Source organism: Brevundimonas sp. M1A4_2e (genome assembly GCF_053345555.1).
Genome location: NZ_JBKFAI010000003.1, coordinates 462,326 through 477,500 on the forward strand (window position 1 = coordinate 462,326; position 15,175 = coordinate 477,500).

Genomic DNA, 15,175 nt, shown 5'->3' on the forward strand with positions numbered 1-15,175 from the left:
TTACGCATCTCCCTGGCGCGGAGCGGCGGGAGCCGGTTCCGGGCCGTCGGGGTCAAAGGGGTCGTGGGGCGTGGAGCCGAAGCTGGTGGGCAGCTCGCGCTGCTTGCCCGGCGCCTTGGGCAGCTTGCCCGCCATCCAGCGACAGATGACGTAGAAGACCGGGGTGAAGATCAGACCGAAGAAGGTCACCCCCAGCATTCCATAGACGACCGCGATGCCCAGCGCGTTCTGCATCTCCGAGCCGGGGCCCGAGGCGATGGCCAGAGGCAGCACGCCGAAGATGAAGGCGAACGAGGTCATCAGGATCGGACGCAGGCGCTGACGGGCGGCCTGAACAGCGGCCTGCCAGCGGTCGAGGCCTTCGTTGTCCTCGGCCTGTTTGGCGAACTCCACGATCAGGATGGCGTTCTTGGCGGCCAGGGCGATCAGGACCACCAGACCGACCTGGGTCAGGATGTTGTTGTCCAGACCATGCAGGTTCACCCCCAGGATGGCCGCCAGGATACACATGGGCACGATCAGGATGACCGCCAGCGGCAGGGTGAAGGCCTCATAGTTGGCGGCCAGCACCAGGAAGACGAACACCACCGCCATCAGGAAGATGATGGTCGAGCCGCCGGCCGCCGCCTTCTCCTGCAGGGCCAGTTCGGTCCATTCGTAGCCGAAGCCCTCGGGCAGGGTCTTGGCCGCCAGTTCCTCCATCGCGGCGATGGCGTCGCCGGTAGACACGCCCGGCGCCGCTTCACCCTGCAGTTCCGAAGCCGGGAACAGGTTGTAGCGGACCACGCGCGAGGGGCCGGAATCATCGGCCAGGGTGGCCACCGAACCGATCGGCACCATGCCGCCAGAGGCCGAACGGACCTTCAGGTTGGCGATGTCGGCCAGCTCGTCGCGATAGGCGGGCTCGGCCTGGGCGGTGACGCGGAAGGTGCGGCCCAGGAAGTTGAAGTCGTTGACGTAGGTCGAGCCGAGGTAGGTGCCCAGGGTGCTGAACACGGTCGACGGCTGAACCCCCATCAGAAGGGCCTTGTCGCGATCGACGCTGGCGGCGATGCGCGGAGAGCCGGTGTTGTAGAGGCTGAACACCTGCTGGACCTCATCCGGCATCTGGGCGGCGGCGCCCATCATGGCGAAGGTCGCGCCCTCCAGAGCCTTGAAGCCCGAACCCGAGCGGTCCTGGATCATCATCTTGAAGCCCGAGCCGGTGCCCAGACCCTGAACGGGCGGGGGCGACAGCATGAAGATGCTGGCTTCCTCGATGACGCCGGTCGCGCCGCTGAGCGCGCCGGCCAGGGCCGAGGCCTCCAGGGCGGGGGTGGTGCGCTGGTCGTAGTCGTTCAGCTTGATGAACATGGTCGCGGCGTTGGACGACATGGAGAAGCTGGAGCCGTCCAGACCGGCGAAGGCGGTGACTTCCTGAACGCCGTCGGATTTGCGGACGATGTCGACCGCCTTGTTCATGGCCGCCTTGGTGCGTTCCAGCGAGGCGCCCGGCGGCAACTGCACGACGCCGATCAGGATGCCCTGATCCTGCGCCGGGATGAAGCCGGTGGGGGTGTCGGCCATGCGCCAGCCGGTCAGGGCCAACAGGGCAGCGTAGATGACCAGCATGACCGTGACCATGCGGATCAGCCGGGCCGTCAGGCGGCCGTAGCGGTCCGACACCCAGTCGAAGCCTTCGTTGAACTTGGCCCCGGCCCAGCCGAGGTAATAGGCGATCGTGCCGATCAGGCCCGGCTTGCGGCTCTCGTCGTGGTCCTTGTGCGGCTTGAGCAGCAGGGCCGACAGGGCGGGCGACAGCGTCAGCGACACCAGCAGGGAGATCAGCGTCGCCGAGGCGATGGTGACGGCGAACTGGCGGAAGAAGATGCCGGGGATGCCGGGCACGAAGGCGGTCGGCACGAACACCGAGGTCAGCACCAGGGAGATGGCGACCAGGGCGCCCGACACTTCCTGCATCGACCGATAGGCGGCTTCCTTGGGGGTCAGGCCCTCGCGGATGTAGCGCTCGACGTTCTCGACCACGATGATGGCGTCGTCGACGACGATGCCGACGGCCAGAACCAGGGCGAACAGCGACAGGGAGTTGATCGAATAGCCCAGCGCCAGCTGCACCGCGAAGGTGCCGACCAGGGCGACCGGGATGGCCAGGATCGGGATGATGGCCGCGCGCCAGGTCTGCAGGAAGACCAGGATGACGATCATCACCAGGAAGACGGCTTCGATCAGCACGTGTTCCACGGCCGAGACCGAGGCGGCGACGTATTCCGTGGGGTTGTAGGGGATGGCGTATTTCACGCCCGGCGGGAAGTCGGCCTTGATGGCGTCCAGCTCGGCGATGACCTTGTTGGCCGTCGACAGGGCGTTGGAGCCGGGCTGCTGGATGATGGCGACGCCGACGCCGCGCTGGCCGTTGAAATAGCCTTCGACGCCGTAGATTTCCGAGCCGAGTTCGACGCGGGCGATATCGCTGACGCGGGTCACGCGGCCTTTGGCGTCGGTCTTGAGCACCACCTTGCCGAACTCTTCGGGGGCCGCCAGACGGCCCTCGACCTGAACCGGCAGCTCGAAGGCGGCGGCGTTGGTCGGGAAGGGGGGCTGGCCGATCGACCCGCCCGCGGCCTGGACGTTCTGGGCCTGCAGGGCGGCGATGATCTCGGGCGCGGTCAGGTCGCGCGCGGCTGCCTTGGCCGGATCGATCCAGATGCGCATGGCGTAGTTGCCGCCGCCGAAGACCTGGACGCCGCCGACGCCGTCGATGCGCAGCAGGCGGTCGCGGATGGTCGACTGGGCCATATTGCCCAGATAGTCGCTGTCGATGCCCGGATCGTCGGAGGTCAGCGAGGCCAGCATCAGGAAGCCGGTCGACTCCTTGTTGACGATGACGCCGACCTGACGGACCTGCGCCGGCAGGCGCGGCTCGGCCAGGGCGACCCGGTTCTGAACCAGCACCTGGGCGGTGTCGAGGTCGGTGCCCGGCTGGAAGGTCACGGTCACGCTGACCCGGCCGTCCGAGGTGGACGACGAGGTCATGTAGAGCATGTTCTCGACGCCGTTGATCTCTTGCTCGAGCGGCGCGGCGACCGTTTCGGACAGGGTCTCAGCCGATGCGCCCGCGTAGGAGGCGCTGACGCTGATCGTCGGGGGCGCGATGTCCGGATACTGCGCCAACGGCAGCATCGGCATGGCGAAGGCGCCGACCAGGGTGATGAAGACCGAAATCACGATCGCGAAGATCGGTCGGTCGATGAAGAAGCGGGAGATGTTCATGAATCAGGTTCCGGCCCGTGAGCCTCCTCCTCAGCCGGCGCTGGCGACGAAGGTGGCGGACGAGGCGACGGGGGCTGAGGTCACGGGGGCGTCGGCCTTGGCTTCCTCGGCCTTGATGGTCCCGTTCTGGGCGGTGACCTTCTGGCCCGGACGGGCGCGCTGAAGGCCGTTGATGATGACGCGGTCGTCGGGCGTCAGACCCGTGCGCACGACACGCAGGCCGTTGGCGATCGGTCCCAGCTGGACCGGCTTGGCGCCGACCGTGCCGTCCTTGGCGACGACATAGACCACCTTGCGCGGACCATCGGTGACGACAGCGGCGTCAGGCACCAGCATGGCGGCGTAACCGCCCGAGCCGGCCAGTTGGGCGTGGCCGAACATGCCCGGCTTCAGGAAGCCGTCGGCGTTCTGGACCACGGCGCGCAGGCGGATGGTGCCCGACGACGCGTCGATGGCGTTGTCGGTGAAGTCCAGCGTTCCGGTGCGGTCATAGGCGGTCTCGTCCTGCAGGCGGATGCGGATCGGGGCCGACCCGTTGCGGGCGTCGCGCTGATACTTCAGCGCCAGGGCTTCGGAGCCGTCGAAGACGAAGTAGATCGGCGACGACGAGACGATGGTGGTCAGCACGTCGCCGGCCGAAGAGCCGCCGCCGATCAGGTTGCCGGGGTCGACCCGGCGGTCGGACACGCGGCCCGAGATGGGAGCGGTGACGCGGGTGAACTCGACGTCCAGCTGACGCGCGCGGATGGCGGCGTTGGCGGCGGCCATGGCGGCCTCGGCGGTCTGGACAGCGCCGCGCTTGGCGTCGACCTCGGCCTGGGACACGGCCTGAGAGGCCAGCAGGCCTTCGGCGCGGGCCAGTTCCGTGCGGGCCAGCGTTAACTGGGCCTGGCCCTGAGCCAGCTGGGCGCGGGCCGAAGCCAGGGCGGCCTGGGCCGGGCGCGGATCCAGGGTGAACAGCAGTTGGCCTTGGCGCACGAAGTCGCCGTCCTTGAAGTGGACGGACTGGATGTAGCCGCCCACGCGGGCGCGCACATCGACGGAGCGGGTCGCTTCGAAGCGCCCGGTGAACTCGTCCCAGTCAACCACCTGTTGCGACAGGGGCGTGGCCACCGTGACGGGGGGCGCGCCCTGGGCGGGCGCCTCCTGGCCCTTGGAACAGCCATAGAGGGCGGCCGCCATCATGACGGACGCGGCCGCGATCTTCACCGTGCGCATCGGCGCATTCTCCTTGGGAGTCGTTTTTTATCCACAGGACTGTGCGCTCATTGGGGAGGAGGCGTCCAGTCAACACCGGCTGACTTAAAGACGCCGATTGCTTCGCTTGTCAACGCCTGATGACAAGGCCATATAGTCCGTAAGGTTTATTGGAGTGCGACCAATTGGTCCTTTGCGACGTTCCCCGGCCGCGTAACGCCAACGCCACCCGCCAGGCCATCCTGGAAGCGGCGCGCGAACGCTTTTGCGCTGAAAGCTATGATGACGTCGGCATGCGCGACGTGGCGCGCGACGTCGGCGTCGATGCGGCGCTGATCAGCCGATACTTCGGCTCCAAGGAAGATCTGTTCGTGGCCGTCTTGGACAGCTGCAAGAACGGGCGCGATCTGATGGATGGGCCGCGCGACGACTTCGGCCAGAGGTTGGCGCGCGAAATCGTTTATGGCGAGGCCGCCGCCTGCGCGCCGGACGACGGCAGCGGCCGCATGCGAGGCTTGCTGATCCTGCTGCGCTCCATCGGTTCGTCCAAGGCGATGGACGTGGTCCAGCACACCACCAACAGCCGCTTCTTCGAGCCCCTGACCCAGTGGATCGGCGGTGAGGACGCCCCGGTCCGGGCGCGTCTGGCGGCCGGGCTGATCATGGGCATGGCCATCAGCCGGGAGCTGTCGGACGGTTTCTCCAACCTGGACGAGGCGCAGAAGGCCTCCCTGGCCGGGCGCATGGCCGACGCCCTGCAGGGCCTGGTCGACGGCTGACGTGAAAAGAGGCGGGCTGACGCCCGCCTCTCGTGGTTCAAACGTTCTAGACCGTCAGGCCCAGTGCATCGGCACATGACGCGCCGCCGCCCAGTGGATGGCCCGGATGGCGTCGACGATGGCGCGGGTGGCCGAGACCGTGCCCAGCGCCCCGCCCAGATCGGCGGTGACGGCGCCCGAGGCCAGGACGGCCGCGACCGCCGCCTCGATGGAATCGGCCTCATCCTCCAGCTGGAAGCTGTGGCGCAGCATCATGGCGGCCGACAGCACCATGCCGACGGGATTGGCCAGGTCCTGTCCGGCGATGTCCGGCGCCGAGCCATGGATCGGTTCGAACAGGCCGGGTCCATTGGCGCCCAGCGACGCCGAGGGCAGCAGGCCGATCGAGCCGCCCAGCACCGAAATCTCGTCCGACAGGATGTCGCCGAACATGTTCTCGGTCAGGATGACGTCATACTCGCGCGGCTTGCGGATCAGGTGCATGGCCATGGAGTCGACCAGGGCGTGCTCCAGGGTGATCTGCGGATATTCCTCGGCATGGATGCGGGTGACGACCTCGCGCCACAGGCGGCTGGTCTCCATGACGTTGGCCTTGTCGACCGAGGTGACTTTGCCGCGGCGCTGTTCGGCAGCCTGGAAGGCGGCGCGGGCGACGCGCTCGATCTCCTCGACCGTATAGACGCACAGGTCCGAGGCCGAGGTTTCAGTCCGGGTGCGCTCGCCGAAATAGACGCCGCTGGTCAGTTCGCGGAAGACGATCAGATCGACGCCCTCGACGATCTCCTCCTTCAGCGGCGAGCGGTGGGCCAGCACCGGCGAGACCTGCAGCGGGCGCAGGTTGGCGTACAGGCCCATCGCCTTGCGGATGGCCAGCAGACCTTGTTCGGGGCGCACCGGGGCGCCGTCCCACTTGGGCCCGCCGACGGCGCCCAGCAGCACGGCGTCCGAGGCGATGCAGGCGGCCTTCGTCTCTTCCGGCAGGGACTCGCCGACCGCGTCGATGGCGGCGCCGCCGATCAGATGTTCGGTGAAGTCGAACCGATGGCCGTAGATGTCGCCGATGCAGGTCAGCACGCGCTGGGCGGCCAGGGCCACCTCGGGGCCGACGCCGTCGCCGGGCAGGACGACGATGTTGAAGGTGCGGGCGGCGGGCGTTTCATGGGCGGTCATCAGGCGGTCTCCGGCCGATAGGTGTCTTGGCGCAGGCGTTCGTAAGAGGCGACGTAAGGCAGTTTCGACTGAAGCCAGCCGAGGGCGTCGACGCCGTCCAGCAGGCACTGGCGGGCGAACGACTCGACCCTGAACGGCACGGCCGGGGCGTTGCCGCGCCGGATCTCATTGGCGTCCAGATCAATCGTCACCGGCTGCTCCGGGTGGGCGGCCAGATCGTCCCAGACGGCCTGATCGACGACGATGGGCAGAAAGCCGTTCTTCAGGGCGTTGGAGGTGAAGATGTCGGCGATCTCGGTCGAAATCACCGCCCGGAAGCCGTAGTCGAGCAGGGCCCAGGGCGCGTGCTCGCGAGAAGAGCCGCAGGCGAAGTTCGGCCCCGCCAGCAAAATGCGGTGCTCGGTCGGGTCGATGCGGTTCAGCACCGATTCCGGCTTGGGCGACCCGTCGGCCTCATAGCGCCAGTCATAGAAGGCCTGGGCGCCCAGGCCTTCGCGCGTCGTGGTCGTCAGGAAGCGCGCGGGGATGATCTGGTCGGTGTCGATATTGGCTTGACTCAGGATCAGGGTTTTCGACGTCAGAACTTTGAAAGCCTCAGGCATGGATGGGGGCCTCCAGATAGACGCGCGGGTCGGTCAGCACTCCGGCCACGGCGCTGGCGGCGGCGGTGGCGGGGCTAGCCAGGATGGTGCGGGCGCCCTTGCCCTGACGGCCCTCGAAATTGCGGTTGGAGGTCGAGACGGCCAGTTGGCCGGGCGCGACGAAATCTCCGTTCATGGCGATGCACATGGAGCAGCCGGGGATGCGCCATTCGGCGCCCGCCTCGGTGAAGACCCGGTCCAGGCCTTCCGCCTCGGCGTCGCGGCGGACGGACTCCGAGCCGGGGACGACCAGCATCCGCACGCCCGGCTGGATCTTGCGGCCGCGCAGGATATCGGCGGCGGCGCGCAGGTCGGGCAGGCGGCCGTTGGTGCAACTGCCGATGAAGACGACGTCGACCTTGTGGCCGGTGGTCGCCTCTCCGGCGGTGAAGCCCATGTAGTCGATGGCCTTCTGGTCCGAGGCCGAGCGCGGCTGCGGCACGGGCGCGCCGACGGGGGCGCCCGCGTCGGGGGTGGTGCCCCAGGTGGCCATCGGGCGGATGGCGGCGCCGTCCAGCACGACCTCCTTGTCGAAGACCGCGCCGGGGTCGGAGGCCAGACCCAGCCAGCCGGCGGCGGCGGCTTCGTAATCAGCGGGGACCTGGCGACGGCCGCGCAGCCAGTCGACGGTGGTCTGGTCCGGCGCGATCATGCCGGCGCGGGCGCCCGCCTCGATGGACATGTTGCACAGGGTCATGCGACCTTCCATGTCCAGCGCGCGCACGGCCTCGCCTGCGTATTCGATGACGTAACCGGTGCCGCCGCCAAAGCCGATGGCGGCGATGACGGCCAGGGCCATGTCCTTGCCGGACACGCCGGGACGTAAACGCCCGTCGATCGTCACCCGCATGGATTTGGCCTTGCGCTGCAGCAGGCACTGGGTCGCCAGCACGTGACCGACTTCCGAGGTGCCGATGCCGAAGGCCAGCGCCCCGAAGGCCCCGTGGGTGGCGGTGTGGCTGTCACCGCAGACGACCGTCATGCCCGGCTGGGTCAGGCCCAGTTCCGGCCCCATGACGTGGACCACGCCGCGCTGGTCCGAGCCCCAGCCCGCCAGTTCGATCCCGTGGCGGGCGCAGTTGACCTCCAGCGTCTCGACCTGTCTGCGCGCCTGTTCGGTGACATAGGGCAGCTGACCGTCCGACCCGGCGGGCAGGGTGGGGGTCGAATGATCCAGGGTGGCGAAGGTGCGGTCGGGGCGGCGGACCTTCAGCCCGCGCGCCTCGATTTCGGAAAAGGCCTGAGGCGAGGTGACTTCGTGGACCAGGTGCAGGTCCACATACATGACGCCCGGAGTCTCGGCGGTTTCCGGCACGACGATGTGCCGGTCCCACACCTTCTCGTACATCGTCTTAGGCTGGCTCATGCACGCGCTCCTTGGTCGGGGCGGCCGCCGCCATCGCCGATGGGCTCCAGCCAGCCGAAGCGGTCGGGCGTCGTGCCGTCGAACAGGCCGCGGAAAGCCTTGTTCACCGCCTTGGTCACCGGGCCGGGGCCGCCAGCGCGGGTCATGATGCCGTCGATGGAGCGGACAGGGGTGATCTCGGCGGCGGTGCCGGTCATGAAGACTTCGTCGGCGACATAGAGGGCTTCGCGCGGCAGCACCTGTTCGCGCGCCTCATAGCCCAGGCCGCGCGCCAGCTTCATGACGCTGTCGCGGGTGATGCCCTGAAGGATGGAGGCGGCGGCGGGCGGCGTCATCAGCACCCCGTCCTTGACGATGAACAGGTTCTCGCCCGCGCCTTCGGACAGCAGGCCGTCGGCGCCCAGGGCGATGCCTTCGCCGAAGCCGCGCACGCGGGCCTCGCGCCCGATCAGATAGGAGGACAGATAGTTGCCGCCCGCCTTGGCGCCCGCCGGGACGGTGTTCGGCGCCACGCGGTTCCAGCTGGAGATGCAGGCGTCGACGCCCTTCTCCAGCGCCTCTTCGCCCAGATAGGCGCCCCAGGCGAAGGCCGAGATTATCACATCGCTGCGTATCGTCTCGGCCGAGGGGCTGACGCCCATGCCGCACTCGCCCAGGAAGGCCAGGGGGCGCAGATAGGCCGAACGCAGGCCCTCGGCGCGCACCACGTCCTTGCAGGCCTGGACCAGCTCGTCCTCGGTGTAGGGCATGGGGAAGTGGTAGATGCGCGCGCTGTCGAACAGGCGGCGCACATGGTCGGTCAGGCGGAAGCCGCACGGGCCGTTCGGCGTGTCATAGACGCGGATGCCCTCGAACACCGAGGTGCCGTAATGCAGGGCGTGGCTCATCACGTGGACGGTGGCGTTCTCCCACGCCGTCAGTTCGCCGTTGATCCAGATGTTCTTAGCCAGCGGCTGCATAGGTCTTGTCCTGTTGGGGGGCGGTGGCGGCGATGATGGCGGTCAGTTCGGCGTCGTTGATCTCGCCGATCTCGTCGGCGCGGCGCTTGAAGCCGGCGAAGACCTCGGCCAGACGCTGGCCTTCCAGGGCGTGGCCCAGAGCCTCGGCGCGCTTGCCGACGGCATGGCGGCCCGAGTGTTTGCCCAGTACGAAATAGCTGCCCTCGAACCCGACGTCCTCGGGGCGCATGATCTCATAGGTGCGGCTGTCGGCCATCATGCCGTGCTGGTGGATGCCAGCTTCGTGGGCGAAGGCGTTCAGGCCGACGATGGCCTTGTTGCGGGCGATGACGCTCTCGGTCACTTCGCGCAGGGTCTCGGAAGAGCGGACCAGATGGCGGCTCTCGGCGGCGACGGTCACGCCATAGCGGTCGGCGCGGGTGCGCAGGGCCATGATGACCTCCTCGATGGAGGCGTTGCCGGCGCGTTCCCCGATGCCGTTGATGGCGCCTTCGATCTGACGGGCGCCGCCTTCGACGGCGGCCAGGGAGTTGGCGACCGCCAGGCCCAGGTCGTTGTGGGCATGGGACGAGAAAATGATGTCGGCGTGACGCGGGCGGATGATCCCGTCCAGATAGGCGAAGCGCTGGCGCGATTCCTCGGGCGTGGCGTAGCCGACGGTGTCGGGCACGTTCAGCGTCTGGGCGCCTGCGTCGGCGGCGGCCATCAAGGCCTCGGCCAGGAACTCCGGCTCGGTGCGGAAGGCGTCCTCGGCCGAGAACTCCACGTCGTCGAACATGGAGGCGGCGTACTCCACCGTGCGCGAGATGGTGGCCAGCACCTCGTTGGTGCTCATGCGCAGCTTGGCCGAGCGGTGGATCGGGCTGGTGGCCAGGAAGACGTGGCAGCGGCGGTGCGACTTCGGCGCCGGGGCCAAGGCGCGGAAGGAGGCGTCGATGTCCTTCTCGTTGGCGCGCGACAGGGAGGCGAAGACCGGCCCCTCGACCTCGCCCGCCACGCGGCGGATGCATTCCTCGTCGCCCGGCGAGGCGGCGGCGAAGCCGGCCTCGATCACGTCGACGCCCAGATCCTTCAGGACATGAGCCATCTTCAGCTTGGCTTCGGCCGACATGGAGAAGCCCGGCGCCTGTTCGCCGTCGCGCAGGGTGGTGTCGAAGATGATGACCCGGTTGGGATCGGCCGCGATCTCGGCGGTTCTGGATACTCGGTCTACTCGGGACATTACGCGGCCTCGGACTGGAAGGTGTGGGCCTGGATGCGCGCGACGCCGATCAGGCGGTCGATCTGGCGGCCCAGGGTGTCGATGGAGCGGGCGGCGTCGCGCCCGCGCACGGTCAGGGCGATGCGGCGCATCGCGCCTTCATCCGCCATGTTGATGCCGTCGATGTGGAAGCCGCGGCGCTCCACCAGGCCGATGAGACGCTGAAGCGAGCCGTCGGCCCGGTCGATCTGGATGTGAATGGTGTCGCTCATGCTCATGCGCCTTCCATCATTTCAGCGTTGCTCTTGCCCGGCGGGACCAGCGGCCAGACGTTTTCCTTGGGGTCGATGACGACGTGGGCCAAACATGCGCCTTCGGCGGCCAGCAGGCGGGCCAGACCGGCCTCGACCTGATCGCGGCGGTCGATGCGGAAGGCCTCGACGCCGAAGGCCTCGGCCACCTTCACGAAGTCCGGATTGTCGGACAGGTCGATCTCGGAATAGTTCTCTTCGAAGAACAGCTCCTGCCACTGGCGCACCAGACCCAGCGAGGAGTTGTCCAACAGGACGATCTTCAGCGGCACGCCGTAGCGGCGCAGGGTGGCCAGCTCCTGGATGTTCATCATGAAGCCGCCGTCGCCGGCGATGGTGACGACGACCGCATCGGGGTCGGCCATCTGGGCGCCCAGACCGGCGGGCAGGCCGAAGCCCATGGCCCCCAGACCGCCCGAGGTGATGTGGGCCTCGGGCCGGGCGAAGCGGCAGTGCTGGGCGGCCCACATCTGATGCTGGCCGACGTCGCAGGCGGCGACGAAGCGGTCGCCGGCCATTTCCGACAACTGCTTCAGCAGAGCCGGGGCGTAGACGCCTTCGCCCGGCGCGTCATAGCGGGCGGCGTGGCGCTCGGCCGCCGAGGCGCAGCGGATGACCCACGGGTCGATGGCCAGCGGCGCCGTGTTCATGCGCGCCGTCAGGGCCTCGATGGCCGGGCGGATCTCGCCGCCGACGGCGACGTGGGTCTCGCGCAGCTTGCCGATCTCGGAGACGTCGACGTCGAAGTGGACGACGCGGGCGTGCGGCGCGAACTCGGCCAGCTTGCCGGTGGCGCGGTCGTCGAAACGGGCACCCATGACGATCAGCAGGTCGGAGGCCTGAACCGCCTCATTGGCCGCGCGCGTCCCATGCATCCCCAGCATGCCCAGAAAACCGGGGGCGTCGGTCGGCACCGTGCCCAGGGCGTTCAGGGTGGCGACGGCGGGAATGCCGGTGGTCGCGGCGAAGGCGCGCAGGGCCTCGGTCGCGCGGCCGATCTTCACCCCGCCGCCGATGTAGATCAGCGGGCGTTCGGCGGCGCGGATGAAGCGCTCGGCCTCGGCGATGGCGTCGGCGTCGGCCTGCGTCGTTTCATTGGGAATGTTGAAGCCGAACGGGGCGGTCGCAGTGGCGAACTGGACATCCTTGGGCAGGTCGACCAACACCGGGCCGGGGCGACCCGAGGCGGCGATGTGGAAGGCCTGTTCGATGGCGGCCGGGATCTCGGCGGCGTCACGGACCAGGATGGAGTGCTTCACGATCGGCAGGGTGACGCCCAGGATGTCGATCTCCTGAAAGGCGTCGGTGCCCATGACCCCCTGGGGGACGTTGCCGGTGATGCAGACCATCGGCGCCGAATCCATCATGGCGTTGGCGATGCCGGTGATCAGATTGGTGGCGCCGGGGCCGGAGGTCGCCATGCAGACGCCGACCCGGCCGCTCAGGCGCGCATAGGCGTCGGCGGCGAAGGCGGCGGCCTGTTCGTGGCGCACCAGTATGTGCTTCAACGACGAGCCGGTCAGGGCGTCGTAGATCGGCATGATGGCGCCGCCGGGGTAGCCGAACACCACCTCTACGCCCATCCGCTCCAGGCTGGAGACGAGCAGGCGCGCGCCGGTCATGACGGCCGGGGCGGGGGGTGTTTTCAGGGCGGGCGCGGCGGCGCTCATCGGGTCAGTCTCTCTTTATATATGCAGAGGGTCAGGCGGCGGCCTGTTTGGCCGTCTGCAGCCAGGCCATGCGGTCGCGCAGACGGGCGCCGACCTGTTCGATCTGGCTGGAGCGGTCCTCGGTCAGCAGGGCCTCGTATTTCGGCTTGCCCGCCTCATTCTCGGCGATCCATTCGCGTGCGAACTGGCCGCTCTGGATCTCGTCCAGCACGGTCTTCATGCGGGCGCGGGTTTCGTCGGTGATGACGCGCGGACCCGAAGCCACGGCGCCCCATTTGGCCGTTTCCGAGATGAAGTGGTGCATCTTCGAGATGCCGCCTTCGTAGAACAGGTCCACGATCAGCTTCAACTCGTGCAGGCATTCGAAATAGGCGATTTCGGGCTGGTAGCCGGCCTCGACCAGGGTGTTGAAGCCCGACATGACCAGTTCCTTGGCGCCGCCGCACAGGACGGCCTGTTCGCCGAACAGGTCGGTCTCGGTCTCTTCGCGGAAGGAGGTTTCCAGCAGGCCGCCGGTCGCGCCGCCGATGCCCTTGGCGTAGCCCATGGCGCGATCGCGCGCCTTGCCGGTCGCGTCCTTCTCGATGGCGAACAGCGAGGGGACGCCCCGGCCGCGCGCGAACTCGCGACGGACCAGATCGCCCGGCCCCTTGGGCGCCACCAGAATGACGTCCATGTCGTCGCGCGGCGTGATGCGGTCGTAGATGATCGAGAAGCCGTGTGCGAACAGCAGGGCCGAGCCGGGCTTGGCGTTCGGCTCGATGACGTCGCGATAGATCTCGTTCTGGATCATGTCGGGCGTCAGGATGGCGATGATGTCGGCGCCGCGAACCGCCTCGGCGGGCTCGGCCGTGGCCAGGCCGTCTTCGGTCGCGCGCTTCCAGCCCGTGCCGCCGTGGCGAACGCCGACGATCACGTCGTGGCCCGAATCCTTCAGGTTCTGGGCGTGGGCGCGGCCCTGCGAGCCATAGCCGATGACGGCGATGCGTTGGCCGGCGATTGCGCCCGGCTTGATGTCGTCGTTGGTGTAGATGGTGATGGCCATGATTCAGGCGTCCTCAGAGATCTTGTCTTTTGGGATTGGGGCGTTGGAATAGGTCGCAGGCGTTTGGGCCGGCGGCGGATTGGGGATGGTCACGGCCCCTTGCGAGGCGGAGGCGACGGCGGCGCGGTATTTCGCGAAAACGCCTTGCGCCGGACGGACCCGGTTGGGGGCGAAGTCCGCCCGGCGCGCCTCCAGATCGACGAGCACGTCGATCCTTCGGTTGGTGACGTCGATGACGATCGGATCGCCATCGCGAATGAGGGCAATCGGGCCGCCCGCCGCCGCTTCGGGCGAGACGTGGCCGGCGACGAAGCCGTAGGAGGCGCCCGAGAAGCGACCGTCGGTCAGCAGGGCGACGTTCTCGATCTTGCGGCCCTTCAGGGCGGCGGTGACTTGCAGCATCTCGCGCATGCCGGGACCGCCCTTGGGGCCTTCGTAGCGGATGATGATGACGTCGCCTTCGCCGACCGATCCGTCCTGAACCGCATGGAAGGCGTCTTCCTCGCAGTCGAAGACGGCGGCGGGACCTTCAAAGCGGTCGACCTTGTGGCCGGTCAGCTTGATGACCGCGCCCTCGGGGGCCACGTCGCCATAGATTACGGCGTAGGAGCCGCGCGCCATGACGGGGGCGTCCATGCTGGTGACGACCTGCTGGCCGGGCGTCTCTTCGGCCTCGGCGGCCTCGGCGAACAGGCTGCGGCCGGTGACGGTCGGGGTGTTGACGATCTTGCCCGCCTCGGCCAGGCGCTGGGCAACCAGGCGCGTGCCGCCCGCCGCGAACAGGTGCGAGGCCAGGAAGCGTCCGCCGGGCTTCAGGTCGCAGATGACCGGAGCCTCGACGCAGGCCTGGTGGCAGTCCTCGATGCCGAAGTCGACGCCGGCCTCGGCGGCGATGGCGGTCAGATGCATGACGGCGTTGGTCGATCCGCCCGAGGCCGAGACCGCGACAGCGGCGTTCTTCAGGCTGGCGCGGGTGATGTACTTGCGGGCGGTGTCGCCGGCGAAGACGCGCTCGACGATCAGGCGGCCGCAGCGCTCGCCTTCGGCGCCCTTGCCAGGATCGACGGCGGGTACGTCGTTGGCGCCCATGGGGCTGATGCCCATCATCGACAGGGCCATGGCCATGGTGTTGGCGGTGAACTGGCCGCCGCAGGCGCCGGCGCCGGGGCAGACCGCGCTCTCGACCGCCTTCAGGCCCTCGTCGGACAGGGCGCCGGCGCCGTGGGCGCCGATGGCCTCGAACACCTCCTGGACCGAGACCTCCTTCTCGCCGATCCGGCCGGGCAGGATGGTACCGCCGTAATAGACCAGGCCGGGGATATCCATCCGCGCCAGGGCCATGGCCGCCGCCGGGATGGTCTTGTCGCAGCCGACGATGCAGACAACGCCGTCCAGCTGGTGCCCCTCGATGGCCAGTTCGATGGAATCAGCGACGACTTCGCGACTGATCAGCGAGGCCTTCATCCCCGCCGTGCCCATGGAGATGCCGTCGGTGACGACGATGGTGTTGAAATCGACCGGATAGCCGCCCGCCGCGATGATCCCGGCGCGCACGTCCTTGGCCAG

General features: G+C 68.5%; 12 protein-coding genes (1 of these 12 only partly in view). 1 reads left to right on the forward strand and 11 read right to left on the reverse strand.

Going from position 1 to position 15,175, the window contains the following annotated elements:
* Together ACLBV5_RS09165 and ACLBV5_RS09170 are read right to left on the reverse strand one after the other, a co-directional pair.
* A complete protein-coding gene (locus tag ACLBV5_RS09165; protein ID WP_025976564.1) occupies positions 1-3,270 on the reverse strand; it encodes an efflux RND transporter permease subunit in 3,270 nt (1,089 codons plus the stop codon).
* Positions 3,271-3,300: 30 nt separating this feature from the next.
* Positions 3,301-4,488, reverse strand: a complete 1,188-nt coding sequence (locus ACLBV5_RS09170) for an efflux RND transporter periplasmic adaptor subunit (protein WP_134582073.1) — start codon at positions 4,486-4,488, stop codon at positions 3,301-3,303.
* Positions 4,489-4,652: 164 nt separating this feature from the next.
* On the opposite strand from ACLBV5_RS09170, the gene ACLBV5_RS09175 reads away from it, so the two are divergent.
* Positions 4,653-5,246 carry a TetR/AcrR family transcriptional regulator gene (locus ACLBV5_RS09175; protein WP_025976566.1) on the forward strand — a complete coding sequence of 198 codons (594 nt, stop codon included), beginning with the start codon at positions 4,653-4,655 and terminating at the stop codon, positions 5,244-5,246.
* 54 nt (positions 5,247-5,300) lie between these two features.
* Here ACLBV5_RS09175 and leuB read toward each other — a convergent pair whose 3' ends face one another.
* The 9 genes in view from leuB to ilvD are tightly spaced (at most 31 nt apart) and all read right to left on the reverse strand, a layout consistent with a single transcriptional unit that may run on beyond the window.
* A complete protein-coding gene (gene leuB / locus ACLBV5_RS09180) occupies positions 5,301-6,416 on the reverse strand; it encodes a 3-isopropylmalate dehydrogenase (RefSeq protein WP_447605466.1) in 1,116 nt (371 codons plus the stop codon).
* Complete coding sequence (gene leuD, locus ACLBV5_RS09185; RefSeq protein WP_447605467.1) at positions 6,416-7,018, reverse strand: 3-isopropylmalate dehydratase small subunit; 603 nt, start codon at positions 7,016-7,018, stop codon at positions 6,416-6,418. Before leuD ends, leuB begins: the two co-directional genes overlap by 1 nt.
* The gene (gene leuC / locus ACLBV5_RS09190) at positions 7,011-8,423 is read right to left on the reverse strand and encodes a 3-isopropylmalate dehydratase large subunit (RefSeq protein WP_447605468.1); all 1,413 of its coding nucleotides are present in this window, start codon (positions 8,421-8,423) and stop codon (positions 7,011-7,013) included. The genes leuD and leuC overlap by 8 nt, the downstream gene beginning before the upstream one ends.
* Positions 8,420-9,382 carry a branched-chain amino acid transaminase gene (locus tag ACLBV5_RS09195; RefSeq protein ID WP_447605469.1) on the reverse strand — a complete coding sequence of 321 codons (963 nt, stop codon included), beginning with the start codon at positions 9,380-9,382 and terminating at the stop codon, positions 8,420-8,422. The genes leuC and ACLBV5_RS09195 overlap by 4 nt, the downstream gene beginning before the upstream one ends.
* Positions 9,366-10,604, reverse strand: coding sequence for a 2-isopropylmalate synthase (locus ACLBV5_RS09200; RefSeq protein WP_447605470.1), 1,239 nt, complete (start codon positions 10,602-10,604; stop codon positions 9,366-9,368). Before ACLBV5_RS09200 ends, ACLBV5_RS09195 begins: the two co-directional genes overlap by 17 nt.
* Positions 10,604-10,855, reverse strand: coding sequence for an ACT domain-containing protein (locus ACLBV5_RS09205; RefSeq protein ID WP_447605471.1), 252 nt, complete (start codon positions 10,853-10,855; stop codon positions 10,604-10,606). Before ACLBV5_RS09205 ends, ACLBV5_RS09200 begins: the two co-directional genes overlap by 1 nt.
* A gap of 2 nt (positions 10,856-10,857) precedes the next feature.
* Entirely contained in the window at positions 10,858-12,564 is a 1,707-nt protein-coding gene (gene ilvG, locus ACLBV5_RS09210; RefSeq protein WP_447605472.1) for an acetolactate synthase 2 catalytic subunit, read from the reverse strand.
* Between the two features lie 31 nt (positions 12,565-12,595).
* A complete protein-coding gene (gene ilvC / locus ACLBV5_RS09215) occupies positions 12,596-13,609 on the reverse strand; it encodes a ketol-acid reductoisomerase (RefSeq protein ID WP_447605473.1) in 1,014 nt (337 codons plus the stop codon).
* Positions 13,610-13,612: 3 nt separating this feature from the next.
* Positions 13,613-15,175, reverse strand: the 3' portion of a protein-coding gene (gene ilvD / locus ACLBV5_RS09220; RefSeq protein ID WP_447605474.1) for a dihydroxy-acid dehydratase. The gene runs 192 nt beyond the window's last position; 1,563 of the gene's 1,755 nt are visible here — the last part of the coding sequence; the start codon falls outside the window, past its right edge — the gene reads right to left on this strand; the stop codon is at positions 13,613-13,615.